Annotated in this window: 23 protein-coding genes and 1 pseudogene; 15 read left to right on the top strand and 9 right to left on the bottom strand. The window is 63.2% G+C overall.

The window, feature by feature from the left end:
- Window positions 1–69 precede the first annotated feature (69 nt).
- The 4 genes and pseudogenes from DYST_RS08850 to DYST_RS08835 all read left to right on the top strand — a co-directional run bounded on the left by DYST_RS08850 (window position 70) and on the right by DYST_RS08835 (window position 4,075).
- Window positions 70–585 carry a DUF2271 domain-containing protein gene (locus DYST_RS08850; RefSeq protein ID WP_239951377.1) on the top strand — a complete coding sequence of 172 codons (516 nt, stop codon included), beginning with the start codon at window positions 70–72 and terminating at the stop codon, window positions 583–585.
- Between the two features lie 18 nt (window positions 586–603).
- Window positions 604–1,416 carry a DUF4198 domain-containing protein gene (locus tag DYST_RS08845; protein ID WP_239951375.1) on the top strand — a complete coding sequence of 271 codons (813 nt, stop codon included), beginning with the start codon at window positions 604–606 and terminating at the stop codon, window positions 1,414–1,416.
- A gap of 34 nt (window positions 1,417–1,450) precedes the next feature.
- Window positions 1,451–2,432 (top strand): annotated as a pseudogene (locus DYST_RS08840) (FAD:protein FMN transferase).
- A complete protein-coding gene (locus DYST_RS08835; protein ID WP_239951373.1) occupies window positions 2,429–4,075 on the top strand; it encodes a sulfite reductase subunit alpha in 1,647 nt (548 codons plus the stop codon). Before DYST_RS08840 ends, DYST_RS08835 begins: the two are co-directional and overlap by 4 nt.
- Here DYST_RS08835 and DYST_RS08830 read toward each other — a convergent pair.
- The 4 genes from DYST_RS08830 to DYST_RS08815 form a co-directional block, all read right to left on the bottom strand.
- Window positions 4,069–4,650 (bottom strand): HutD family protein, encoded by a 582-nt coding sequence (locus DYST_RS08830; RefSeq protein WP_275666949.1) that lies wholly within the window; start codon window positions 4,648–4,650, stop codon window positions 4,069–4,071. The two genes, DYST_RS08835 and DYST_RS08830, sit on opposite strands and share 7 nt — an antisense overlap.
- On the bottom strand, window positions 4,647–5,186 hold the full coding sequence (locus DYST_RS08825; RefSeq protein ID WP_239951369.1) for a GNAT family N-acetyltransferase: 540 nt from the start codon (window positions 5,184–5,186) through the stop codon (window positions 4,647–4,649). The genes DYST_RS08830 and DYST_RS08825 overlap by 4 nt, the downstream gene beginning before the upstream one ends.
- A 5-nt stretch (window positions 5,187–5,191) precedes the next feature.
- Window positions 5,192–5,671: an SET domain-containing protein gene (locus DYST_RS08820; protein ID WP_239951367.1), complete on the bottom strand. Its 480-nt coding sequence runs from the start codon at window positions 5,669–5,671 to the stop codon at window positions 5,192–5,194.
- Between the two features lie 105 nt (window positions 5,672–5,776).
- A complete protein-coding gene (locus tag DYST_RS08815; protein ID WP_102302569.1) occupies window positions 5,777–6,118 on the bottom strand; it encodes a ComEA family DNA-binding protein in 342 nt (113 codons plus the stop codon).
- 191 nt (window positions 6,119–6,309) lie between these two features.
- Here DYST_RS08815 and DYST_RS08810 point away from each other — a divergent pair, with 191 nt between their 5' ends.
- The 3 genes from DYST_RS08810 (at window position 6,310) to DYST_RS08800 (ending at window position 9,523) form a co-directional block, all read left to right on the top strand.
- Entirely contained in the window at window positions 6,310–7,734 is a 1,425-nt protein-coding gene (locus DYST_RS08810) for a M20 family metallopeptidase (protein ID WP_102302568.1), read from the top strand.
- A 108-nt stretch (window positions 7,735–7,842) separates the two neighbouring features.
- Window positions 7,843–8,571, top strand: coding sequence for a YggS family pyridoxal phosphate-dependent enzyme (locus tag DYST_RS08805; RefSeq protein ID WP_239951365.1), 729 nt, complete (start codon window positions 7,843–7,845; stop codon window positions 8,569–8,571).
- Between the two features lie 229 nt (window positions 8,572–8,800).
- Entirely contained in the window at window positions 8,801–9,523 is a 723-nt protein-coding gene (locus tag DYST_RS08800; RefSeq protein WP_239951363.1) for a C40 family peptidase, read from the top strand.
- 68 nt (window positions 9,524–9,591) lie between these two features.
- Here DYST_RS08800 and DYST_RS08795 read toward each other — a convergent pair whose 3' ends face one another.
- Complete coding sequence (locus tag DYST_RS08795; RefSeq protein WP_239951362.1) at window positions 9,592–10,233, bottom strand: oxidoreductase; 642 nt, start codon at window positions 10,231–10,233, stop codon at window positions 9,592–9,594.
- Window positions 10,234–10,331: 98 nt separating this feature from the next.
- On the opposite strand from DYST_RS08795, the gene gloA reads away from it, so the two are divergent.
- Window positions 10,332–10,859, top strand: coding sequence for a lactoylglutathione lyase (gene gloA / locus DYST_RS08790; protein WP_102302618.1), 528 nt, complete (start codon window positions 10,332–10,334; stop codon window positions 10,857–10,859).
- A 5-nt stretch (window positions 10,860–10,864) separates the two neighbouring features.
- Here the strand turns inward: gloA and DYST_RS08785 are convergent, their stop codons facing one another.
- Window positions 10,865–12,505 carry a M28 family peptidase gene (locus DYST_RS08785; protein WP_239951360.1) on the bottom strand — a complete coding sequence of 547 codons (1,641 nt, stop codon included), beginning with the start codon at window positions 12,503–12,505 and terminating at the stop codon, window positions 10,865–10,867.
- Window positions 12,506–12,616: 111 nt separating this feature from the next.
- Window positions 12,617–15,205, bottom strand: coding sequence for a TonB-dependent receptor plug domain-containing protein (locus DYST_RS08780; RefSeq protein WP_239951358.1), 2,589 nt, complete (start codon window positions 15,203–15,205; stop codon window positions 12,617–12,619).
- A gap of 688 nt (window positions 15,206–15,893) precedes the next feature.
- Here DYST_RS08780 and DYST_RS08775 point away from each other — a divergent pair.
- The 3 genes from DYST_RS08775 to DYST_RS08765 are packed head-to-tail and all read left to right on the top strand — an operon-like array spanning window position 15,894 to window position 18,709.
- Window positions 15,894–16,544: a rhomboid family intramembrane serine protease gene (locus DYST_RS08775; RefSeq protein WP_102302562.1), complete on the top strand. Its 651-nt coding sequence runs from the start codon at window positions 15,894–15,896 to the stop codon at window positions 16,542–16,544.
- Between the two features lie 25 nt (window positions 16,545–16,569).
- Window positions 16,570–17,955, top strand: coding sequence for an amino acid permease (locus DYST_RS08770; RefSeq protein ID WP_239951356.1), 1,386 nt, complete (start codon window positions 16,570–16,572; stop codon window positions 17,953–17,955).
- Between the two features lie 52 nt (window positions 17,956–18,007).
- Window positions 18,008–18,709, top strand: coding sequence for an aspartate/glutamate racemase family protein (locus DYST_RS08765; RefSeq protein ID WP_239951354.1), 702 nt, complete (start codon window positions 18,008–18,010; stop codon window positions 18,707–18,709).
- A 26-nt stretch (window positions 18,710–18,735) separates the two neighbouring features.
- Here DYST_RS08765 and DYST_RS08760 read toward each other — a convergent pair whose 3' ends face one another.
- Both DYST_RS08760 and rapA read right to left on the bottom strand, forming a co-directional pair.
- Window positions 18,736–19,173 carry a GFA family protein gene (locus tag DYST_RS08760; protein ID WP_239951352.1) on the bottom strand — a complete coding sequence of 146 codons (438 nt, stop codon included), beginning with the start codon at window positions 19,171–19,173 and terminating at the stop codon, window positions 18,736–18,738.
- Window positions 19,174–19,242: 69 nt separating this feature from the next.
- The gene (gene rapA / locus DYST_RS08755) at window positions 19,243–22,080 is read right to left on the bottom strand and encodes an RNA polymerase-associated protein RapA (protein ID WP_239951351.1); all 2,838 of its coding nucleotides are present in this window, start codon (window positions 22,078–22,080) and stop codon (window positions 19,243–19,245) included.
- 347 nt (window positions 22,081–22,427) lie between these two features.
- Between rapA and DYST_RS08750 the strand changes: the two genes are divergently transcribed.
- The 4 genes from DYST_RS08750 to DYST_RS08735 are packed head-to-tail and all read left to right on the top strand — an operon-like array spanning window position 22,428 to window position 25,156.
- Window positions 22,428–22,991: a GspH/FimT family pseudopilin gene (locus DYST_RS08750; RefSeq protein WP_239951350.1), complete on the top strand. Its 564-nt coding sequence runs from the start codon at window positions 22,428–22,430 to the stop codon at window positions 22,989–22,991.
- The gene (gene pilV, locus DYST_RS08745; RefSeq protein ID WP_343214864.1) at window positions 22,988–23,509 is read left to right on the top strand and encodes a type IV pilus modification protein PilV; all 522 of its coding nucleotides are present in this window, start codon (window positions 22,988–22,990) and stop codon (window positions 23,507–23,509) included. Before DYST_RS08750 ends, pilV begins: the two co-directional genes overlap by 4 nt.
- Window positions 23,506–24,546: a PilW family protein gene (locus DYST_RS08740; protein ID WP_239951349.1), complete on the top strand. Its 1,041-nt coding sequence runs from the start codon at window positions 23,506–23,508 to the stop codon at window positions 24,544–24,546. The genes pilV and DYST_RS08740 overlap by 4 nt, the downstream gene beginning before the upstream one ends.
- A 1-nt stretch (window position 24,547) precedes the next feature.
- Entirely contained in the window at window positions 24,548–25,156 is a 609-nt protein-coding gene (locus tag DYST_RS08735) for a pilus assembly PilX family protein (protein WP_275666948.1), read from the top strand.
- The last annotated feature ends 71 nt before the right edge of the window (window positions 25,157–25,227 follow it).

Genomic DNA, 25,227 nt, shown 5'->3' with positions numbered 1-25,227 from the left:
GGCCTGCTGTGCGCGGTTTTGCATCGCTCACGCTCTCACTTTTTCTTCTCGCACCCAACCGAGGAAATCATGCGCCGTCTTTCTCTGACCCTTCCCGCCATCTTGCTGGCGGCACCGGCTGTCGCCGCCGATCTCAACGTCACCGTGCAGATTCCGCAGCTCAACGTCGCGGAGTATCACCGCCCCTATACCGCCGTCTGGGTGGAGCGTGAGGATCACACCGTCGCCGCGCAGTTGGCTGTGTGGTACGCGCAGAAGGAGTCGAAAGAGGGCGCCGGTACCAAGTGGCTGCCCGAGCTGCGCCAGTGGTGGCGACGTGGTGGCCGCGAACTGCAGATGCCGGTGGATGGCGTGTCCGGCGCGACGCGTCCGTCCGGCGACCAGAAGCTGAGTTTCCATGAAGGCAAGGCGCCGCTGGGCCAGTTGGCTCCGGGCAAGTACGAGCTGGTAGTGGAAGCCGCGCGCGAAGTAGGCGGCCGCGAGGTCGTGCGTGTGCCGTTCACGTGGCCGGCGACGGCGTCGCAGCAGTTGGCCGCGCAAGGTAGCAGCGAGCTGGGTTCCGTCAAGGTCGACCTAGCCCCGTAATCGAAGGAGAACGACGACATGATCAAACTTTCCCTGAAGTGGGGCGCGCTGGCCCTCGCCTTGGCGCTTCCGTTCACCGCGCAAGCGCACAAAATGTGGATGGTGCCCTCGGCCACCAACGTGTCCGGCGCCGATCCGTGGGTGACGGTGGACGCCGCCGTTTCCAACGATCTGTTCTATCCCGATCACATGCCGGTGGCATTGGATCGCGTGGCCATCACCACGCCTGACGGCCAGACGGCCAAGCCGGAGAACGCGCTTACCGGCCAGTACCGCAGTGTGTTCGACGTGCACCTGACTCAGCTGGGCACTTACAAGATCGCGGCCGTGAACGGCGGCTTGTTCGCCAGCTACGAAGTGGATGGCCAGAAGAAGCGCTGGCGCGGCGATGCGGCGGACCTTGCGAAGACCATCCCGTCGAACGCGAAGAACGTTGAAGTGTCCGAGTCGATCAATCGCGTGGAGACGTTCGTCACCAACGGCAAGCCCAGCGACGGCGCGCTCAAGCCCGCCGGCAAGGGGCTTGAGCTGGTGCCGGTGACGCGAGTCACCGATCTCGCCTCGGGCGAGGCGGCCACGTTCCAGCTGCTGCTGGACGGCAAGCCGGCGTCGAACCTCAAGGTGATGGCGATTGCCGGTGAAACCCGCTATCGCGACGCGCAGGACGAGCTCGACGTCACCACCGACAAGGACGGCAAGTTCAGCATCACCTGGCCGCATGCGGGCATGTATTGGGTGAGTGCGAGCACGCAGGACGACAAGTCGAGCATCAAGCAGGCCAAGGTGCGTCGTCTGTCGTACGCGGCCACGCTGGAAGTGTTGCCGCAGTAATGCATCTTTACTGCATTGAGCGGAGCGTGCGGGTATGGCGTCCATGAGCGATCTCATCGTGCAGTCCGTGCAAGGTGAGACCATGGGCACGTTCTGGTCGGCACGCGCGGTGATGCCGGCCGAGCTGTCGCTGGTGTCACGCGCGAAGGGCATTCAGGCCGTGCTCGATCTGGTCGATGGACAGATGAGCACGTACAAGCCCGGCTCGGCGTTGTCACGTTTCAACGCGGCGCCCGCCGGAACGTGGCACGTGCTTCCCGCCGAATGCTTTGAGGTCGTCAGGCACGCATTGCAGGTAGCCGGCGAAAGTGATGGCGCATACGACCCCACCATCGGACCACTGGTCAATTTATGGGGTTTCGGTCCGGACGCTGCACGGCGTGAGCCGCCGCCGGGCGATGCGATCGAGCATGCGCGCGAGCGCGTCGGTTGGTGGCAACTCAAGCTCGACGCCGCGACGCACAGCGTGTTTCAGCCGGGTGGCATCTACCTCGATCTATCGTCGGTGGCCAAGGGCTACGGCGTCGATCTGCTCGGGCGGTATCTGGACAGCATGGGCATCGATGCGTGGCTTGTTGAAGTCGGTGGCGAGCTGAAAGGTAAGGGCAGGAAGCCCGATGGCTCGCCGTGGCGTATCGGCATCGAGCGTCCAGGCGCCGTAACTGGCGCGGTGCAGAACGTCGACCAACTCAGCCAAGTGGTTTGCCTGTCGGGTCGCGCCATTGCCACATCAGGTGATTACCGCCGCCGCTTCGACGTCGATGGCGTGACCTATTCGCACCATATCGATCCACGGACCGGGCGACCGGTGCCGCATACCGTTGCCTCAGTCAGTGTGCTGGCCGTCGACGCGATGCAAGCCGATCCCGATGGGTACGCTGATGACGGTGCTTGGTCCGGAGCAGGGCATGGCTTATGCCCGTGAGCGCGGGCTTGCCGTGATGTTTATCCTGCATGGTGATCGTGGGCTGGAAGAACGCATGTCACCGGCGTTCGAGGCAGCGCTGGCATCATGAGCAGGCGGGTCGTTGCGTCCACACCACGTCCCGCGTGGGGCAACGTCCTGCTTTGCCTGTTGCTCGCTGCATTGATGCTGGGGTTGATGGCGCTGCATGCGGGCGAGTGGGAATGGCATTCGCCGGGTGTGCTGCGTTGGGTCTGCGCGCTCGCCGCATTGCTCGCGTGGTTGGGTTTCACGGCGTGGCTCGGATGGCATCGGCGGGAACGATCCCGCAGACAAGCGGCGCTCGTTTCGCCTCAGGAGCAGGCGGCGACCGACATACTGCTCGTTGCGTATGCAAGCCAGACTGGCGTGGCGGAACAGTGGGCCAGGCAAACCGCGCAAAGCCTCCAGCATGCCAACGTGCCAGTGCAGTTGGTGGAGCTTGGGCATGTGGATGCGGTGATGCTCACCGACGCGCGTCGGGTGTTGTTCGTTGTCAGCACGACAGGCGAAGGTGACGCACCGGATCACGCCGCACGCTTTGTCACGCACTGCATGCGCGAGCCGCGGGCGCTGGCGTCGTTGCACTACGGTGTGCTGGCGTTGGGCGACAGCGACTACGAGGATTTTTGCGGATTCGGCCGCGCCCTGCAGCATTGGCTGCGGCAAAGCGGTGCGACGGCACTGTTCGATGCGGTGGAAGTGGACAATGGCGATCCATCGGCGCTGCGGCATTGGCAGCATCATCTGGCGCTGCTATCCGGTGACGCCGAGTTGCCGGACTGGCAGGTGCCCGACTATCAGCGCTGGCAACTGGTCGAGCGCATGCGGCTTAATCCCGGCAGCTTGGGCGGCCCATGTTTTCATTTGGCGCTGCGTCCGCTCGAAGGTAAGGCGTTGTGGCGGGCGGGTGATCTGGTGGAGATTGGGCCTCGACATGCCCCTGGCGAGGTTGACGACTGGCTGGCGGCATGCGGGCTTGAGGGCGATGTCTTCGTTGAACGGGCAGGTCGCCGCGCGTCGCTACGCGAATGGCTGATCGCCAGTCATCTTCCCGAACGGGGCGACGTACAGGGCAAAACACCGTTGGACATCGTGGCCGGATTGCAGGCTCTGCCGCATCGCGAATACTCCATTGCCTCGGTGCCGTCGGATGGCGCACTCCATTTGCTCGTCCGTCAAATGCAACGCGAGGATGGTTCATCGGGTATCGGCTCCGGCTGGCTGACCATGCACGCCGACGTGGGCGGCGAGGTCGCGTTGCGCATTCGCTCCAACCCTGGGTTTCATGTGCCAGTCGGTGATCGGCCGATGGTGCTGATTGGTAACGGCACCGGGCTTGCTGGTCTGCGAGCCTTGCTGAAATCGCGCATCGAAGCAGGCAGGCATCGAAACTGGTTGCTGTTCGGCGAGCGCGAATCGGCCCGCGATTTCTACCACGGCGACGAGATCCAGCGCTGGCAACGACAAGGCCATATTGAACGGCTTGATCTTGCCTGGTCGCGCGAGAATGAATCGCGCGCGTACGTTCAGGATCGCCTGCGTGCCTGCGGTGACGTGCTGCGGCAATGGGTTGAGGCGGGCGCCGCGATTTACGTGTGCGGCAGCCTTGCCGGTATGGCGCCCGGTGTCGATGCAGTGTTGCGTGAAACCTTGGGTGACGAAGCCGTTGAACGCTTGCGCGAAGAAGGGCGCTACCGGCGCGACGTCTATTGATGCGTTTTGGCAGTGGGCAAGCGAGCCAGCACGATCTCGCCGCCGCCTTCGATGCGGATGGGATGACCGGGAATCGGGTCGATCCACAGCATGTCATTCGCTTCCAACTGCTGCGAGCGGTGATCGGCGATCACATTGGCACGACCTGACAGCAACAACACGAACCAGCGCCAGCCCGACGGGGCCAGTAGCACCATGGTGCCGTTGAGCGGGCGTGCCATCAGTTCGCCCTGTGCGTCGCCGCGCAACTTGAGATTGAACGTGCGTGTGGGAACACTCGGCAGGCAGGCCTGTGGATCGTTGGCGCCATCGAATTCCGCCATCTGGAAGCGCGACAGGTGTTGTGTGCGACCGTCAGGGAAAGTGATGTCCACAGAGGCGTCGAGCGGCACGAACTGCCGCCGCAGGTCATCATGTGCGGGAAATTCGACTTCCTGATCCATGTTGATCAGGGTCATCTGCCATTCCCACGCCTTATCCTCCGGCCCGCTCGCGATTGGCGTGATGAAAGCAGTGCCCTTGGCACAGTGTTCACCCTGGAGGCTATCGGCGGGCAGATGGCTGAGGTGGCTCATGCCCAGGCGCGACGCTTCTCGGGGCAGGGCGGGTAATAGGCGAACACGTGGTTGTGCGCGCCGAAGAAATCCATGTCTTCAATGTGTTCGCCGCCGAGCCGTTCGGCCACGCGGTCGGAGGCTTCGTTGCCAATCCTCACCAGGCTGATCACCCGTGGCGAGCTCAGGGTGTGCCATGTGAAATCGAGGATGGCGCTGCCGGCTTCGGTGGCGTAACCGTGGTGTCGGAACTCCGGTTTGAGCATCCAGCCCAACTCGAGATCGGGCCAGCCCTCGGGGCACATCAGTCCGGCGCGTCCGATGAATTCGCCGGTGCCCTTCAGCTCCAGCGCCCACATGCCGTAGCCGCGAAGCTGCCAATGGCCGATCAACATGGCGAGTGAGCGCCACGCGTTGGTGCGGTCCAGCGGTTGGCCATCGCCGATCCAGCGCGTACTGGCCGGGTCGGCGAGCATGGCGGCGTAATCGTCGAAGTGTCGCTCGGCGAGAGCGGTAAGGCGCAGGCGCGCGGTTTCAATAACAGGTATGTCGATCATGATCTTCAGCAAGCAAGTCGGGTGCCATCGAGCAGTGCCGCCAAAGCGTGCGTGCTCGTCCGAAGGCTTTCGATCCATGGCAGGCCTACGATGCGCTGCCCGGTGTCAGCGTCGACAAAGGCCTCTTCCTCGCCCGGAGGTAACAGGTGGCGGTAATCCACCGTGATTTCTGTGCCGGCGGGCAAGTCATGTGCGGCAAACACGAAACCCAGATGCCACAACCCCGTGGGCGCGAAGCTATGGTTGACGTAGCACTCGTCGGGCCAGTCCGGGGACACGGTGTAGCGGTCCTCGAACCAGCGAGCGCTCGCGTAAAGCTGTGCCGATAGCTCCGGCGAGCCGGTCAGCTCGTCGTAGCGATATGTGCGGTCAATAGCGTCCGGCGCCGACACAATCTGCCCGGCGGCGACATCTTCAAGTAAGAACAACCCCTGACCCGCACCAGCGATGTTCGACGCGGCTATGCGGTAACGCGGAACAATCATGGCAGCCCTAACCGATGGCAAGGCGGCCGAGTGTAGGCGCATCCGGCGAGGGTTTCCAGACCTCGCCGGATACGATTCTTGTACGCAAGTGCTTGACGGGTTTGGTTATTGCCCGCTGGCCTTGGTCGATTTGGTGCTGGGCTTGGTCGTTGCCGGTGCCGTTGCGGGCTTGGCCGGGGCATCGGCATCGCCCAGCAGGATGGCGCTGCGGTTGCGTTCCAGTGTGGCCGGGCCGATGCCCTTCACGTGCGACAGGTCGTCGGCGCTCTTGAACGGACCGTGCTCGTCGCGGTAAGCGACGATGGCTGCGGCCTTGGTTGGGCCGACGCCGTCCAGCGAGCTGGCCAGCGTGGCCGCGTCCGCCTTGTTGACGTTGACGGGCGTAGCTGCGAAGACCGGCCAGGCCAATGCCAGGGCCAGCAACGTTGCTGCGATCTGCTTGAACATAATGTGTTCCCTTGGTTGACGCGGCCTCTTCGTGGCCGCAGGAAAACTGTGCCGAGACGTCACGCAAAAAACTGTCGGCCAAGCGGAAGCTTCCATGGCGATTTGTGCCCGGCGCAGCGTGGGCGTTCGGACGGGAGCTCTCGCCGGGGCTGATACAATGGCCCTCTTTTCTCACGCTGCAGGAGTCACTCATGGATACCGCCCGCCTCAACCGTTTCATCAGCGGACTGTGGGATGACGAGATCGTGCCGCAGCTGGTCGAGTACATCCGCATTCCGAACAAGTCGCCGATGTTCGATCCCAAGTGGGTGGAACACGGCTACATGGATGCCGCGGTGAAACTGATGGAGACGTGGGCGCGCAGCAAGCTGTCGTCGCTGCCCGGCGCCACGCTCGAGGTGGTGCGCCTGGAAGGCCGCACGCCGCTCATCTACATCGAAGTGCCGGGCACGGGCGATGATACCGTCGTGCTCTACGGCCATCTCGACAAACAGCCGGAAATGACCGGTTGGGCCGAAGGCCTGGGCCCGTGGACGCCGGTGATCAAGGGCGACAAGCTCTACGGTCGCGGTGGCGCGGACGACGGTTACGCCATCTTCGGTTCGCTGGCGGCGCTGCTGGCGCTGCACGAGCAGGGTGTACCGCATGCGCGTTGTGTTGTGCTGATCGAAGCCTGTGAAGAATCGGGTAGCTACGATCTGCCGTACTACGTCGACCATCTGGCTGATCGCATCGGCAACCCGTCGCTGGTGGTGTGCCTCGACTCGGGTTGCGGCAACTACGATCAGCTGTGGCTTACCACCTCGCTGCGCGGCATGACCGGTGGCGAGCTCACTGTGCAGGTGCTGGAAGAGGGCGTGCACTCGGGTGATGCGTCGGGCGTGGTGCCGTCGAGCTTCCGCATCCTGCGCGAACTGCTGAGCCGCCTGGAAGATCAGGAGACCGGCACGATCAAGCCGAAGGAGCTGTACGTCGATATCCCGCCGCAGCGTATCGAACAGGCGAAGAAGTCTGCCGAAGTGCTGGGCACGGCGGTGTACGACAAGTTCCCGTTTGTCGAAGGCATGCATCCGGTGACCGACGACCTCACCCAGCTTGTGCTCAACCGCACCTGGCGCCCGCAGTTGGCTGTCACGGGTGTTGACGGTATGCCGCCGCTGGAAAGCGCCGGCAACGTGCTGCGTCCGAAGACCTCGGTGAAGCTCAGCCTGCGTGTGCCACCGACGCTCAACGGTGCCAAGGCTGGCCAGTTCCTCAAGCAGCTGCTGGAGAAGGATCCGCCGTACGGCGCCAAGGTCACCTTCAAGCTGGAAAAAGACGGCAGCGGCTGGAACGCCCCGCAGTTGTCGGCATGGCTGGAAGAAGCAGTCGCCAAGGCATCGGAAACCTACTTCGGCGCACCGTCTGCCTACATGGGTGAGGGCGGCAGCATCCCGTTCATGGGCATGCTGGGCGAGAAGTTCCCCAAGGCGCAGTTCCTCATCACCGGCGTACTGGGCCCGCACTCCAATGCGCACGGTCCGAACGAGTTCCTGCATATCCCCACCGGCAAGAAGGTCTCGATGGTGGTGGCCGACGTGGTCGCCCGTCATTTCGAACAGGGCGCCAAGGCCTGACGCTGACCGTTGCCCCGGCCATGTGCCGGGGCAACGCATTTTTCGCCCGCGCCGGGCGCCGGTATCGACTGGCCTGATGCCCGTGCGGACATGCAGGGGTTGCCAGTGATGACCGATTCTTCAAACGACTTCTCTTATCTCGCCGCGAACTGGGTATCGGTGCGCGAACGCGTGGACGACGCGTGCCGCTCCGCAGGTCGCGATCCGGGCGAGGTATCGATCCTGCCTGTCAGCAAAACGTTCGGCCCTGAAATGGTGCGGGCGGCCATGGCGTTGGGCTTGCATCGCTTCGGCGAAAACAAAGTGCAGGAAATCCGTAGCAAGTCCGAGGCGCTGGCGGGCGAGGACATCGCGTGGGTGGTGATCGGGCATCTGCAGACCAACAAGGCAAAAGACGTGGCGCGGCTGGCCAGCGAAGTGCAGTCGCTCGACCGGTTGGAGCTCGCCGATGCGCTGCAGCGGCGGCTGGAGATCGAGAGCCGCACCATCGACGTGCTCATTGAGGTCAAGACCTCCCCGGAGGAGAGCAAGCACGGTCTGGCGCCCGATGGATTGCCTGCCTTTTTGGACGCGCTGCGCGGCTACGACCGCCTGCGAGTGCGTGGCCTGATGACGCTGGCGGTGCAATCGGAAGATCCGGCTGCGGTTCGTGCCTGCTTCCACCAGTTACGACTACTGCGGGACGCGGAACAGGGCCGGGGGCACGATTTGCCGCGCCTTTCGATGGGCATGAGCGGGGATTTTCCCCTCGCCATCGCCGAGGGAGCGACCGAGATTCGGGTCGGTACGGCGATTTTTGGTGTGAGACATGTCTCAAAACATACGGTACCGAACTGAATAAATAGTTTACTAATTGATCAATATGTAACCAATTTGAAACATGTTTCTTTTCTAGATCATGGACTTAGGGTCAAAGCATAGGCTGTGCCAAATTTCGAAACGACAGGGTTCAGTTAACCCCATCCGAACAAACGCCCCGCATCCCTTTGATAAGTTCACGGCTCCATCACGGCCCGTCGGAAGTAACGGCGGCGTAACTAACGAACCGCAAAGGGATTTGTCCCACATGCCAACGAAGCGAATTCTCGCCGCTGCTGCGCTTGCTGGTGCACTGCTCACTTCCCTTCCGCTCTTCGCTGAACCGCTGACCGCCACTCCGGCTACCACGCCGTCTTCGTCTTCCGTCGCTCCGAACCTCATGGGTCAGTTGGCTGTGTTCTCGCCGGCCGCCATGCTGGCTCAATCCGCCGCCCCGGCCCAGTCCGCCACCAAGGCAGCCGCCGATAAGTCGGCCGGTTGGGGCGATGATGACGACGCCGACAGCGCGGACATGCCGAACGCTGGCGTTGCTGGCAATGCCGTCGTAGCACTCGCCAACGACACGTCCGATCTCCGCAAGACCCTGATCAGCCTGGCCATGCAGCTGCGTGACATCCGTTACGTGCGCGGCGGGCGCGATCCCTCCACCGGTTTCGATTGCAGCGGCTTCGTCCGCTATGTGTTCGCCCATGCCGTCGGCCTCGAGCTGCCGACCAATTCCGCTTCGCAGTTCCTGGCTGGCCTGAAGGTCAACCGCAGCGAGATGAAGCCGGGCGACCTGGTGTTCTTCCGCACCGCAGGCAAGCGCGGCCAGGGCCGCATTTCCCATGTGGGCATCTATATCGCCAACGGCCAGTTCATCCATTCGCCCTCGCGCGGCAAGACGGTGCGCGTGGACAGCCTGGACGAGTCGTACTGGGCCCAGCGTTTCGCTGGCGCCAAGCGCCCGGGTGCACTTGCCCGTAGCTGATTTGGACGTCACCGTCAGTCAAAGGCCGCCCTTGAGGCGGCCTTTTTTTGCCCAGGTATTGGGTTGCTTCAGTCGCCCAGTTGCTGGAGTTCGTCCGACTCGACGATGCGCAAACCGTTTCCAGGTGCCTGCGCCAGCCGCCACATGGCCGTTGCCACGGTGCCGGCCTCTATGCCCCGCCAGCGGCCGGGTAGGAAGCGGGAGAAGGGGGCTGCCAGCACCTCGCCCATGCGTGGCTTGTGACGGGCGCCCAGGAGCAGGGACGGCCTGACGATGCTGAGGCGCGGCCATTCCTGTTTCTGTAGTGCCAGTTCCAACTCGCCCTTGGTCCGGTTGTAGAAGAGGCGCGATGCCGGATCGGCGCCGAGCGCGCTGATCACCAGATAGTGGCTGGCGCCCAGGGCGCGGGCATGCCGACCGAGCGATACAGGCAGGTCGTAGTCGACCATCCGGAAGGCTTCGCGCGAACCGGCCTGCCGGATAGTGGTGCCAAGGCAGCAGAACACGGTGTCGACCTGTCCATGCAACTGGGCGATCAAGTGGCTGACCATGCCGACAGGGTTGCTGAGTTTCGGATGCGCGGGCAGGGCGTGGCGCGTCGGGGCGAGTACCTGCGCGACGCCTTCGTCCGCAAGCAATAGCCCGAGCAGCTTCTGCCCGGTCAGCCCGGTGGCACCGGCAAGCAGTACGTGGCGTGGCGCGGCGTTCATGGCGACATTCTATGGCCGGGTTCGTTATTCCAATGGAAGGCTTGCCTGGTTCGGGATAAACCCCATCTCCAGAAATCGTTTTCATGGAGCCGAAGCTGATGCCGCTTTCCCACCTGCTCGACATGCCGGGCGTCCAGACGCCGGAACCCGCCACCCGCGGCTACGTGTTCAACCACACCATGATTCGCGTGAAGGATCTGGCTCGTTCACTGGATTTCTATACGCGCGTACTGGGTTTCACGCCGGTGCATCGCCAGGACTTCGCGGAAGCTGCGTTCACCATCGTGTATCTGGTGCTGGCCCCGGATCGTAGCGTTATCCCCGAGGATGATGCCGCGCGCCTGCAGTGGGTGCTCGGGCAGCCGGGCGTGCTGGAGCTGACGCATAACCACGGTACCGAGCACGACGAAGGGTTCCATTACCACCATGGCAATGCAGAGCCGCGTGGCTTTGGCCACCTGTGCGTGTCGGTGCCGGACGTGGAGGAAGCCTGTGCCCGTTTCGAGGCCATGGGCGTAACGTTCCAGAAGCGGCTAACCGATGGGCGGATGAGGCACATCGCCTTCATTCGCGATCCGGACGATTACTGGATCGAGATCCTGCAGCCCGCCGCGTACATCGCCTAAGGCTCTTATAGCCCCTGCATGCTCTCCGGGCGGTGGTAGTCACTGCCCGGCTTCCACTGCGGGAAGGTGTCCTCCATGGACAACCGACTGCCCACCATAAAGAGTGCGCGGACGTCTTCGACGGTTCCGCTGAGATCCCATTCGGGATCGAACGTGCCGTGCGCGGCCATAGTGTCACCGGCGGTGGGCGCCGCGTCGGGCTGCGTCGCCGCTGAGCGCGCATAGAGTACGGGCACGCCAGCGCGGGCAAAGCTCAACTGATCGGAGCGAAAGAAGAAGCCTTTTTCGGGCGTGACGTCAGCGGTTACTCGTCGACGCTGCGCGTGCGCGGCATCCATCAGGTAGTCGTCGAGTTGCGATTGGCCGAAACCGATCACGGCCAGCGCGCTGGCGGGGCCATTTACCGGCAACATGTCGAGATTGATGTCGGCCACTGTGTGGGCCAGCGGCGCTAGCGGATGCTGCACGTAGTAGCGCGAGCCGATCAGGCCGTTCTCGTCCAGGGTGGTGGCGATGAAGAGGATGGTGCGATGTGACTTCGGCGCGCGGTGGGCAAAGGCCTCGGCGATCTCCAGTAGACCCGCCATGCCGGTAGCGTTGTCGACCGTGCCGTGTGCGGGCTCACCCGGGGCAGAGATGTGGTCCCAATGCGCGGAGTACACGATGGTTTCGTCGGGACGCCGGGTGCCAGTAACTCGCGCCACGACGTTGTGCGACTCGCCATGGGCAATGGTGCTGTCGAAGCGGGTGTCGAGCGTGGCTTCCAGTGGTACGGCAGTGAAACCGCGCTGAGCGGCCTGCCGCTTGAGCGCATCAAAGTCGGCGCCAGCCTGCGTGAAGAGTCGCCGCGCCGCATCTGTGGTCAGCCATCCGGCGACTGATAGGCGTGGGGTGCCTTCCTCGCTCTTGGGAAGATCGAATCGCGCTCCACTCCAGCTCATGCGCACCGAGTCCCAGGAATAACCGGCAGCATCGGTGTCGTGCACGATGAAAGCAGCGGTAGCACCTTCGCGAGCAGCCTCTTCGAACTTGTAGTTCCAGCGCCCGAAATAAGTGTATTCGCGGCCATGGAATAGCGCCGGATCCTGGTTGGCCCAGCCCGGGTCGTTCACCAAGATGATGACCGTCTTGCCTTTGACGTTGGCACCGGCGTAGTCATTCCAGTGTTCGCCCGGAGCATCGATGCCGTAGCCGACGAAAACCAGTGGCGATGCTGTCAATGCACTGTGGGTTTGTTCGTCCAGTGTGCCGGCCACCATGTCCTGGCCGAAAGCGAGCGTGGTCGTGCCGTTCTCGGTCTGCACGTCGAGCGTGGTTTGGTCGGTGTGCTGCACGGTTGCCGATATGTACGGCACCGCCTGGAGCCAGCTGCCGTTGTTGCCTGGTTCCAGGCCGATGCGCTTGTACTGCTGGATGATGTAGTCGGTGGTGCGTTGCTCCGACGCACCACCCACCGTTCGCCCGAGCAAGGCGTCGGAAGAAAGCACCTTCATGTGCTGCGCGATGTCGTCCACCACGATGCCGGGCGAAAAGTTGTTGTACGAAGGCAGTGCGTCTGCACTGCTGTCGTTGCCGGAGTTTGTTTGATGGTGCTGGCAAGCGCATAGCGCAAGGCTCAGCAAGGCAAGGGACCACACGTGACGCATAGAAAGAGATAGCTAGATCGGTGCCTTACTCTAACGCGTCCGTGACGACGGAATGCATACCGGCAAGCATGGCTTCCGGTATGCATGCGTCGCAAAAAAATGCGGTAACGATCAGAACTTGTAGTTCACCCCGAGCGTTACGATGCGGCCTCGCGGATCCGCCTGTGTGATGTCGAAGTAGGGCGTGGAAGGATCCCACGGCGGACGCCGGTTTTGCAGGTTCTGCACCGCGAGCGTGATCGTGGTTTTTGCAAGTCCGGTGTAAGCCACGGAAAGGTCGAACGTGCTCCAGTTCTTCACGCGGGTGGGGTAGTCGGGCGTAAGGAGGTTCTCCGGATTCTGCTTGTAGCCATCGACGTAGTACCAAGTCAGCGTGCTAGCCACGTCGCCGATCGACCAGGTGAGTCCGGTGGTGCCGCGCCACTTGGGCAACGAGCCGAAGATGTTGGTGCCCGCGCCGTTCACTGGCGCATCGCCCGCCACCAGTGGCTGGCTGTACTTGAGCAGTCGCGTGATCGAGCTGTCGAGCGAGAAGTCACCCCAGCCCTGCGTGCGCAGTGCCTGGTGGAAATCGATGTCCACGCCGTCCGTGGTGAGACTCTGCTGGTTCTGATACTGGTTGTAGATGGTGATGATGCGTCCCTGCGCATCGCGTTGCACGCGCGGGTCTTTGCGCTGTACCAGTGCTGCGTCGTTGTCGGGCCCGATGATGCCGTCCTGCACGATGTGGTAGTAGTCCATGCCAATGCTGGTGTCGGCGCTTGGCGATACGACAAAGCCGGCGTTGTAGTTGGTCGATCGCTCGGGACGCAAATGTGGGTTTGCGGTAAAGACGTCCGTATAGCCACGACGCTGCCCGGGCGTAACCGGATCGTACGGGTCGATCACGGTGCTGTAGCTCACGGCGGTGCTGTTGGTGATCTCCGGCAGCGACGGTGCGCGGAAGCCACGCGAATACGAGCCGCGTAGCAGCAGCCAGTCCAGCGGTTGGTAGCGCAGGCTGAACTTGGGTGCGAACGCGTTGCCGAAGTCACTGTAGTGATCCAGTCGTCCCGCGACGTTGGCTTCCAGCGTGGTCAGCACAGGGATATTGAATTCCGCATAGGCGGCATTGACGCTGCGCGAGCCCTGGATGATGTCGATGGCGGGTCGCAGTTCCGATCCGGACAGCACGGCCTGCGACGTGCGCGAGTTCATCGCTTCATGGCGAAACTGGTAGCCCGTCGCGAAACCTACGGCGCCGGCGGGAAGATCGAACAACTGCGTACTCGCCGTGGCATCCACCGTACTCAGTCGGGAGACGGCCGGTCGGATGGTGGAAAGGCGCAGGGCATCGACCGCGGATGCTGGGTTGTCGTTGCTGGCCAGGTCGTAGCCGCCATCGGCCAGTAGCGATTGGAACGCGTAGCGGTTGCCGAAATCGGTGACGTACTCCTTGAGGCTGCTCTCGGAGTGCTGTGCCGACACATCCCAATCCCAGGCGCCCGTATGGCCTTTTACGCCCGCCAGGAAGCGCGTGAAGATGGTGCGGTCGCGCTTGTTGCGTTGACCAACGTCCCACAGGTTGGTGTTCACCGGCGTCGGCACGCCGTAGGGGTTGGCGGGATTGCCCACCGGCAGGGTGGTATCGATGTTCACCAGCCGCTGGTTGGTGTTGTCCCACGCGCGCAAGCCACTGCCGATGGACAGCGGCGCCCCGAAGACGAAGGACGCGTGGCTGCGGCTGTAGATCGCTTCGCCATAACCCTCGATGTTGTCTGTCAACTTCACGGTGGCGCGCAGTACAGCGTGGTATCGCTCCACGCCGGGAATCACCGAGTCGTACTGCGCGGGGTTGTATGCCCAAACCTCGCCGGTTTTGCCTGGGGTAATGGCGCCGTATGGCACTTTCTGTACCGGCCCGACAGCGTTGGCGAAGCCCTGAGTGGGGTCGTTGTTGTAGTAGTTGGTGGGAACCCAGTTGAGCTGTCCACCGGGCTTGTTACGGAAATCGTTGTTGCGCAGCCAGCTCACGTCACTGGCGTTGAGCTGGTTGCTGCGCGTGCCGTCGAGCGCGAAGAACACGTTATAGCCGTCCTTCTTCACGTCGCCGTGGCCGAGCAGCAGGTGAAAGTTGTTCTGCGTCTGCCCGGTGCCTTCCGTGCTCGTACCAAAACTGGCGCCGGCTTCGGCTCCTTGATAGTTCTGGCGCAGGATGATGTTGACCACGCCCGCGATGGCGTCGGAGCCATACACTGCCGACGCGCCGTCCTTCAGCACTTCGATGCGCTCGACCGCGGCGAGCGGAAGGGAGTTGAGGTCGACGAACGTGTCTTGCAGTTGGTAGGCCGTGGCGTAGTTGGCCACGCGTTTGCCATCGACGAGGATCAACGTGTTTTTCTGGCCGAGGCCACGCAACGACATGCCCGCCGTGCCCGCGGAGAAGCTGCCCGTGAGCTGTTCGTTGACGCTATTGCCCGTGTTGGCCGAGATGCCGCGGAGGAAATCGGGAAGCGTGGTTTTACCGCTGACCTTGATCTGGTCTGCGGTGATGACTTGTACGGGGCTGGGGCCTTCGGTGTCGGTGGTCTTGATGTTGGAGCCGGTCACTGTCACCGCTTCCAACTGGGTCGGTTTACCGTCCGTGGTTTCTTCCGCGTGTAGGGCGGGAATCGCCAGCGCTGCAGCGATGGCGAGGGGGAGCAAGCCTGGTTTGAACATGGGGAGCAGTAGTCCTTGTGCGCATGCCCGTCCCGGCTCATGGCCAGGTGGAGGTATGCAGAGGAGGACAGCGGGGGAGCTGTCAGGGAATGGCCGTGGGGACGGCTAAAAGGAGAGCGTGGGGACGCTCAGAGCTGAGGGATCAGCCGATGCGACACATTCGACAGCGGCAACAGCACGTCGCGGTATGCGAGCGCGTGCGAATCGTGGTCGAAGCGAGGGTGTGGACGTTGTGCATGTGAATCACCGGAAAGACGGAGTCTTGCGGGTGCGGCGGAGCGCCGCGCGGAGTATCTGCTAGGTCGCGGTCAACAGCCGCAACACATCGCCGCGAGGCGGTGTGCGGTGTCGATGGCCATGCAGAAACTCCGGATGTTCACGATGCAATGTATCCCTGGAAGAACTCGAAGGCCGGTTGGGTTGGCCGTCTGGACGTCCATTTGTCCATCAAGTTTTCACGATGTCAACACAATGGGGGGAGGGCAGAGGGGGGTTTCGCGCCGGGTAAACCTTACGATCGGGGCGAAATCCCTTGCGGTTGTGCGGCTCGCCCGTTGGTGAGGGTGTGGTGTGGCGTATTGTCGCACCTTGCCGGCGTCGGGCCGATTGTCAGCCGCAAGCAAGCGTGGCGGCGCCGAGCTGGTCCAGCCAGGCTTGGGGAGATTCGCCTCGCGGAATAGCGCCCGATATGCCGTTCGACCTGCCCACCGTTACCCGTAACCTGTTGATCGCCAACGTAGCGGTGTTCCTGCTGCAGCAGTTCATGGGCGAAACTCTGTTGACCTATTTCGCGCTGTGGCCGTGGGGGCCCGACCAGGTGGCGCAGGGCGCCCAGGGTCTGGTGTCCGTCGGGTTCCGGCCCTGGCAGCTGGTGACCTACGCCTTCATGCATGGCAGCGTGCTGCACCTGTTTTCGAACATGTTGGCGCTCTATATGTTCGGCGGCCAGATCGAGCGTGTGTTCGGCACGCGCAATTTCGTCATCTATTACTTCGTCTGCCTGATCGTCGCCGCGCTGGCGCAACTGGTGGTGGTGAACTGGTTCACCGGTGGGTTCTACCCGACGCTGGGCGCCTCGGGCGCCATCTTCGGCATCCTGCTGGCGTTCGGCATGTTGTTCCCGCACGACAAGATGATGCTGATCTTCCTGCCCATCCCGATCTCCGCCTGGCTGTTCGTCACCCTCTATGCGCTGGCCGAGCTCTACATGGGCGTGACCGGCACGGCTGCGGGCATCGCGCACTTCGCCCACCTCGGCGGCATGCTGGGCGGCTTCGTACTCATCCAATACTGGCGGGGCAAGCTCCCCATCAAGCCGCAGCGCCAGCTCAGGCGTTGATTCTTTCCGTTCTTCGGCTGTTCCCATGACTCAGCACCTCCAGCGCCGCCTGACGCCGCGCCATATCACCTTCATGGCGCTTGGCATGGCCATTGGCGCGGGCCTGTTCCTGGGCTCCGCCGATGCGATCAAGCTGGCCGGTCCGTCCGTATTGTTCGCCTACATGGTTGGCGGCGTGATGATCTTCATCATCATGCGCGCGCTGGGCGAGATGACCGTACGCGACCCGGTGCCCGGTTCCTTTGCCGTGTATGCGCAGCGTTACCTGGGGTCCTTCGCCGGCTACGTCACCGGCTGGAACTACTGGCTGCTGATGGTGGGTGTGGGCATGGCCGAGGCCACGGCCGTGGGCGCCTACATGCAGGCTTGGTTCCCCGACTGGCCGCGCTGGATTTGGGTGCTCGCCAGCGTGGTGATGATCGGCGGCTTGAACTTGCTCACCGTGAAGATCTACGGCGAGATGGAATTCTGGTTCACCCTGATCAAGGTGGTCACGGTACTTGCGATGATCGCCTGTGGCTTGGCCATCATCTTCCTGGGTTGGGGCAATGGCGGCCAGCCGACGGGCCTGTCGAACCTGTGGTCGCATGGCGGATGGTTTCCGCATGGCGTGCTGGGCATGGTGATGGCGCTGCCCGTGGTGGTGTTCTCGTTCGGCGGCGTGGAAACCGTGGGCATCGCGGCGGGCGAAGCCGCCCAGCCGGAGCGCACCATCCCCCGCGCGGTGAACTCGGTGCTGTGGCGCATCCTGATCTTCTACGTCGGCGCGCTCTTCGTGATCATGGCGATCTATCCGTGGACTGGCCTGGGCGAGCATGGCAGCCCGTTCGTCACCACGTTCGCCAAGCTGGGCATTCCGCAGGCCGCGGGCTTGATCAACTTCGTGGTGATCACGGCGGCGCTGTCGGGTTTCAATAGCACCACCTTCAGCGGTAGCCGCATGCTCTATAGCCTGGCCTGCAAGGGGCAGGCGCCCGCGGGGTTGGGCGGTGTGAACGGGCAGGGCGTGCCGGTGCGCGCCATTCTCGCCACGCTGGCGGTGCTGTTGCTGGCCGTGCTGCTGAACTACCTTGTGCCGGCCAAGGTGTTCGGCATGATGATGTCCATCCTCTCGTTCAACACCGTGTGGACGTGGACGATGGTGTTACTGGCGCACTACAGCTTTCGCCGTCAGATGCGCTTGAAGGGTGAGGAGCCTTCCGGCTTCCGCCTGCGCTGGTGGCCGTTCAGTGGCATCGTCTGTCTGGCGTTCTTTGCCTTCGTGGTGGTGATGCTGGGTGTGAACCCCGATACGCGCGTGGCGCTCTATGTCGGTGCGGCGTGGATCGCACTGCTCAGCATCACGTACTACCTCTGTGGCGTGCGTGATCGCATGCTGCGCGTCGAGAAGACGGTCGCCGAAGCTGCCTGACGAGTAGGTAGACTCCCATAAGTCAGGCCGGTCCGCGGCCAAGGGAGTTTGCATGCGCACGATCGGTGTCATCGGCGGCATGAGTTGGGAATCCAGCGCGCTCTACTATCAGTGGATCAACCGCGCCGTAAGGGATCGCTGTGGGCCACTGCATTCGGCGCGCCTGCTGCTCGATAGCCTGGACTTCAGTGAGATCGCCCGCTGGCAGCGCGACGGTGACTGGGATGCCGCAGGCCAGGCGCTCGCCGCATCGGCGCAAAGGCTGGAAGCAGGCGGTGCCGAGTGCATCGTTCTGGCGACGAATACCATGCACAAGGTCGCCGATGCGATAACGGCCACTACCCGCCTGCCGTTTATTCACATCGCTGATCCGACCGGCGAGGCCATTCGGCGGCAGGGCATGGGCAACGTACTGCTGCTGGGTACCGCGTTCACCATGAACGAAGATTTCTATCGGTCGCGCTTGCAGGAAAAGCATGGCGTGCACTGCCTGTTGCCCAACGAGCACGATCGGGGGCAGGTGCATCGCATCATCTACGACGAGCTGTGTGCGGGCGTGATCAACGATGCGTCGCGCGAGATCTATCAAGGCATCGTGGCGAAGGCGCATACCGAAGGCGCGCAGGGCGTGATCCTAGGCTGCACGGAAATCGGCTTGCTGCTGCGGCAGGAGGACAGCCCTTTGCCCTTGTTCGATACCGCAGCGCTGCACGCCAAGGCCGCTGTGGACTTCGCCCTGAGCGACATGGTCTAGCCGTCGGGTATGCCGCGTGCTGGGTGTTACGCGTAAAGCGGGCCGTCCCAGCCTTCCAGGTACTTCGGAAGCGCATCGACGATATCGAATGCGCGCGACGCGTAGAACAGATGCATGGTCGGCGCCAGCCGCTCGGGTAGCTGGCCTGCGTGATGGCGGGCAAAGCGCGCGTTGGGTATGACGATCATGCCTAGCCGGTTCTGCCCATGGACCAGTTCGCCACAGTGGCGGCAGCTGTAACGATGCATGGCGCGTAGCGGATGCGGATAGTCGAGTAGCGCTTCGGGATCGCCATCATGCGTGACCTGTTCGGGCTGCCACGCGGTGGCGGTCAATAGCGTCGAGCCGTAGAGATCGCGACAGGCGTGGCAGTGGCAGATGGCGCGGGCGACGGGGTCGCCCTGTATCGTCATCACGATGGCGCCGCAGTCGCAGCGCAATGTTTCCGTTCCGGCGTCCGGCATGACTGTTTCCTGTTCCATGGAAAACGTTGTGCTTAGGGCCGCTACGTTTCGTTAGCGGCCCTTATTGCCTTATCGCAGGGCCAGAAAGTCCGGACTCACCACAAAGCGCACGGCGTCCAGTCGCAAGCGTGCCCCTGGCAGCGCCTTCAGCATGGCGGTACGTTCGTCGGCAACAGTGGTGATCTCCGCTTCGCTGATCGCGGGGTTCACTGCGCGCAACGCCAGCAGGCGGGACAGCTCTGCATCGAGCGTGTCGGTGGCCTGCGCCACGGCCTCATCGACGTGCACCTTGGCGCGTTCGCTGGCGATGGCTTCGGCCTTCTCCAGCATCGGCGGTACCAGCTTGCCGAGGAACTTGCGATAGCGCGCCACTTCAATGGTGCGATCCGCGGCCTTGCGCAAGCCAATGTCACTCGGACGGAAATCCGCGCGCTCAGCCAGGCGTGTGTCGATGGTCACCACGATGGGCTGCGGCGGCAGGAAGCGTTCGGCATCCAGCTTGCGGTCGGCCACGCATTCGATGAGGAACACGGCTTGCAGCAAGGCGCTGCGGGGCGGCAGCACGTCGTCGACGAGGAATGCCGCGTTGCCCTGTTCGTTGGACAACGTGAGATCCAGTGCACCCATCACCATCGGGTGATCCAGCCGCAGCAGCGGCAACTCTTCGCGGGCCAGTGCCACGTCACGCGCGAACGTGACGGCCTGCGGGCCCTCCGAGAAGCCGGGCAGGGCATCGGTGGACAGGTATTGCGGATCGAGCAGCAGCACCTTGCCACCCAGCTCCTCGGCGTGGATGCCGAAGCGCTCCAGCAGACTCTGGATGAAGGCGTCGCGGCTTGGGTCATTGTCTTCGCGAGTAAACGCCTGCTGCAGTTCATCGGCATGCAAGTCGCGGCTGGCGGCGAGTTCCAGTAGGTGGTCGCGGCCATCGCGGATCAGTGCGGCCATTTCTTCATGGGCGCCACGCGTTTCGGCCAGCAGTACGTCCAGTTCCTGGTCGCGGTTGTCATCGCCACGTGCGTGTTCGTCGGCAAGGCGCGCCAGCGGCTCGCCGAACCGGCGCAGCAATTCGCGGCCGTCCGCCGGGCTGACGCGGAATGCATCGATGCCCTCGTCGTACCACCGCGCCAGTACGTGCTGCGCGCTGTCCGCGATAGCCAGCACGTGGATGCTGATGTCGTGTTTCTGGCCGATGCGATCGAGGCGGCCGATGCGCTGTTCCAGCAAGTCGGGGTCGAGCGGCAAGTCCCACAACACCAAGCGGTGTGCGAACTGGAAGTTGCGACCTTCCGAGCCAATCTCCGAGCACAGCAGCAGACGCGCGCCATCGGGCTGAGCGAAATACGCCGCATTGCGGTCGCGCTGCACGATGCCCAAGCCCTCGTGGAAGCGGGCCAGACCCACGCCACTCTTGGTGCGCAGGGCCTCCTCCAGTGCGAGCACCTTGGCTTGGCTGCGACAGATCAGCAGGAACTTGTCCTGCGGATGGGCTTCGAGCAGGGCGACCAGCGTGTCGATGCGCGGATCGTTGCCGTAGTCGATTTCAAGGGCCGGTGCCGGCTGCTGCATGTCTGCGTGGAACTCCGCCAGCAAGGCCTGGCGGCCGTTGTCGCTCAGCGTGTCCTTGTCGATCAGGTGCCACACCGGAATGCGCTTAGGGAAGCCACCGATGCTCGCGCGTCGGTTGCGGAACATGGCGCGTCCGGTGCCGTGGCGGTCAATCAGTGCGGCCAGGATTTCGCGGGCGTTTTCCGGCTTGGCCGTGTCGGCGAGGCGAGCAAGCAGCGCCTCATCGCCAGCGAAGGCGTCGCGCAGCGTGGCCCGTTGCGCGTCGTCGAGCGGCTGACTTTCCAGCAGGCGGTCGGCAATCTTGGACAGGTTATGGAAGGTGTCCGACTCGGACAGGTAGACATCCAGGTCGTGGTAGCGCTGCGGATCCAGCAGGCGCAGGCGTGCAAAGTGGCCGCTGCGGCCCAGTTGCTCCGGTGTGGCAGTAAGCAGGATCACGCCCGGCGTGGCGGCGGCAAGCTGGTCCACCAGCGTGTAGCGCGGGCTGGCGGCCTCGGGCGTCCAGGCGAGGTGATGGGCTTCATCCACCACTAGCAGGTCCCAGCGGGCGTCGAGCAACTGCTGTGCACGCTTGGGTGACTGCTCCAGAAAGGTGAAGTCGGCGATGACCAACTGTTCGTCTTCAAACGGGTTGGCGCCGTCGCTCTGCTCCAGCGCCTCGCAGCGCTCCTCGTCGTAGATCGCAAAGCTGAGGTTGAAGCGCCGCAGCAGCTCCACAAACCACTGGTAGACCAAGGTGTCGGGCAGGAGCAGTAGCACCCGGCCAGCGCGGCCGGTGGCGAGTTGGCGGGCGATGATCATGCCCGCTTCGATGGTCTTGCCCAGACCCACTTCGTCCGCAAGCAGCACGCGGGGAGGGCGGCGCGAGGCGGCGATGCCGGCCACGCGCAGCTGGTGTGGCACCAGACCGATGCGCGCGGCGCCAAGGCCCCATGCGGGCGACCGGCGCGCCTCGGCACGGCGCTTCAGGCCTTCCAGACGCAATTCAAAGTGGGAAACGGGGTCGGTGCGGCCGCCGATCAGGCGGTCGTCGGCCTGGCTCACGCTCTGCTCGTCGTCGAGCTGGCCTTCCTCCAGTTCACGGCCTTCGCCGCGGTACACCAGCAGCTCCTCGCGAACTTCCACCCGCTCGACCAGAAAGGCGATGCCCTTGCCAGCCACGCGTTGTCCGGGGCGGAACTCCGCACGCACCAGCGGCGCCGAGTCGATCGCGTAGGGGCGCAGCACGCCGGCCTTGGCGAACAGCACTTGCACGCCGCGTCCCTCGACGCGAAGCACGGTGCCAAGGCCAAGCTCGGGCTCGGCGGTGGATATCCAACGTTGACCAGGAACAAACATCGGTAAGTGGGACCGGAGGTTACAAGGGGCGCCAATTATCCGCTCTGTGGTTGTGGATGCCTAGCGAAACCCTGGGCAACCGGCCCAATGTCAGTGATAGCCGTCACTTATGCGAGGCGGGCGCCGACCGCTTGTCGGGTAAATCCCTCCAGTAGTCGGCTGCTGGCTGGTGGGGCGGAAACGGCTGGGTAGAGTTCGCCCCAAGAGGACCGGCATAGCTCAAGGTGGTCTCGTCGCGTCGGCGGGTGAAGCGCTGGCGGCTCTTTAGTCAGGGGGTAACGGTGAATCGGGTGCTAGTTGGCAGCTTCGCCAGTCGATGGCGTGTGCCCCGCGGGCGGCATGTGCCCGTGCGCCGTGAACAAGGGTTCACCTTGGTCGAAATGGTGATCACGCTGGTCGTGGCGGCCATTTTGATTGCCGTCGCGGTTCCAAGCTTCAGCAACATGATCAACACCAACCGCTTGACGACAGCGACCAACGCCATGGTCGGCGCGCTGAACACCGCGCGGATGGAGGCGATCAAGCGCAACGGCTCCGTGCAGTTCTGCAGCAACACGGCGACCACTAACACCAGCGGCACGGGTGACACATTGGGCACGGCATGCAGCACCAGCACCGGCGCGGTTGTTGCGCTCACCGGCGCCACGACCGCCACCGTGCTTGCACCACCGGCCGAGCTGTCGATCCCTTCAGTCAAGGTACGCAACACCGTAGCGGCGATCCGTTTCAACGGTAGCGGTCTCGGCTATGCACCGGGTGCGGCCGCGCCGTTCGGCACCGGTGCAACGGGTAGCGTGGTGGTGGAGCTTTGCTCGACGGCGCTCAAGACCGCCAACGACATCCAGGTCAACATGATTACCGGCAGCATCATCACATCATCAACCCCCAGCAACGCGACGAGTTGCCCATGACTCAGCACATGCAATCTGTCCGGTTTGGTCGGCGCGCGGGTTTGCGCCCCATGGCGTCCTGCCAGTCTGGTGCGGGCTTGATCGAAGTGCTGGTGGCGGTGTTGGTATTGTCCGTCGGCTTTATTGGCATTGCCGCGCTGCAGGCACGCTCGCTGTCCATCAACAACAGTGCGATGGAGCGCAGCATGGCCACGGTGGCGAGCTATTCCATCCTTGATGCGATGCGGGCCGATCTCACCAATGCGAAGAGCGGGTCCTATAACGTCACCTCTATCAAGGCAAACGCCTGCCCGTCGGGAACGGGGAGCCTGGCTAACGCCCAGATCAACCAGTGGTGCACCGTCGACCTCGCGCCCTTGGGCGTCAGTGCCAGCACTACCGGCACGATCGCCTGCTCGTTGGCTGCCGGCACAACTACGGCGTACTGCACTGTCACTGTCCAATTCGACGACAGCCGCTCTGGCTTGAGTGTGAGCAACAGCACCACGCAGACGGTCGTCACGCAGGCCATGCTATGAGCGAGCAGCCCATGAACTACGGCCAGCACCGACGTTACGCGCGTCGCGTGCGTGGCTTCACGATGATTGAGCTGATGGTGGCGATGCTGCTGGGCTTGGTCGTGATCGGTGGCGTCATCAGCGTGTTCCTCGCCGGTCAGCAGACCTATCGCGCCAACGAAGCACTGGGCGATGTAGAGAACAGCTCACGCGCCGCTTTCGAGATGATGACGCGCGATCTGCGCGATGTAGGCTTCACTGGTTGCGACAACACCACGGGCCGCATCGCGAATGTGCTGAACAGCAATGCCTCGCTCTGGTACGCCAACTGGGCGGTGCCATTGCAGGGGTACGACGATGCCACCACGGACCCTGCGTTGTCTTCCTTCACCGCCGGGACCACCGGAGCGCCGCTCAAAAATAGCAGTTCGGTGATCGCCCTTGGCACGGTCCCTTCGGATGTATCGGTAGGCAGCGCGTCGGGTAGCCCCACGAGCTTCAACATCAATGCGGCAAGCACGCAGCTGGCTGCCGGCGACATCATCATGGTATGCGATTTCGACCATGCCACGTTGATGCAGATTACTTCGTATAGCGGCACCACCGTGGGGTTCGCCACCGCCACTACGCCAGTGCCGGGCAACTGTTCGTCGGGTCTGGGATACCCCACCATCTGCACCAGCACGGGCAATGCGTACACCTTCCTGCCCAATGCGCGCGTCAACATAATGACGGCAGTCGATTGGTACATCGGCACAAACGCGGCGGGTACGTACTCGTTATTCCGGTTGCCTGTGACTTACAGCTCCGCTGGAGTCTCGGTGGCCACACCGCAGGAAATGGTGCGCAACGTTTCCAACATGAAGATCATGTACGTGCAGCCATCGGGTGTAGCGTTCACTAGCGCTGCCTCCGTGGGGGGCAACTGGGCGGCAGTCAATGCCGCTCAGGTCACGCTTACCGTGAATAGCACGTACGTACGCGCCAACATCAACAACAACGCCGCCCTCCAGCGGCCGTTCACTTACACCGCCACGATGCGCAACCGGGTGCTATGACATGAGCGCGCCGAACGTTTCCCATTCATACCGCATTTTCCGGTCCTCGCCCGGTGCCCGCGCACAGCAGGGTGTCGCCCTGATAGTGGCAATGATCCTACTGATATTGATTACCCTGGTGGGGCTGGCCGCCGTGCGTGGCACCATCATGCAGCAGAGGATGGCGTCCAATCAGTACGATCGTGAGCAGGCATTCCAGAGTGCAGAGGCGGCGATACGCGCTGCGAGTGCGCTGATCGCCACGACGCCAACGATCATCTGGCACAACTGCCAAGCCGGCGGTGTCACCTGTCTGCCCAACCCGTTCAATGACCCAACCCTTGCGACGAGCGGCTATATCCAATCCGTGGCCAAAGGCACAGTCGGGGGTGACTACACCGCCAGCTCCACTGCTTACGGCCAGCCACAGTTTGTGGTGGAGAACATGGGCAACTGGGTGGATCAGACCACCAATACTGGCTTCGGCCAGACCGGCAACTCGCGTAACTACGGCGTGCAGGGTAGCTCCGGTACGGCGGTGTTTTACCGCATTACCGCGCGCAGCGGTGACCCCGCCGTGGTGGGTGACCGCGCTGTGGTGACTATCCAGGCCGTCGTCAAGCAAGGCTGATCCATTGCCGCGCTCACCACTGCAGGTGAGTGACAAACCGATCGAATTCAGGACAAACCGTGATGAACACG

The sequence above is a fragment of the Dyella terrae genome (assembly GCF_022394535.1).
Taxonomy (GTDB): domain Bacteria; phylum Pseudomonadota; class Gammaproteobacteria; order Xanthomonadales; family Rhodanobacteraceae; genus Dyella.
The sequence above is the reverse complement of the archived record's forward strand: the minus strand, read 5'-3'. Positions and strand labels throughout refer to the sequence as shown.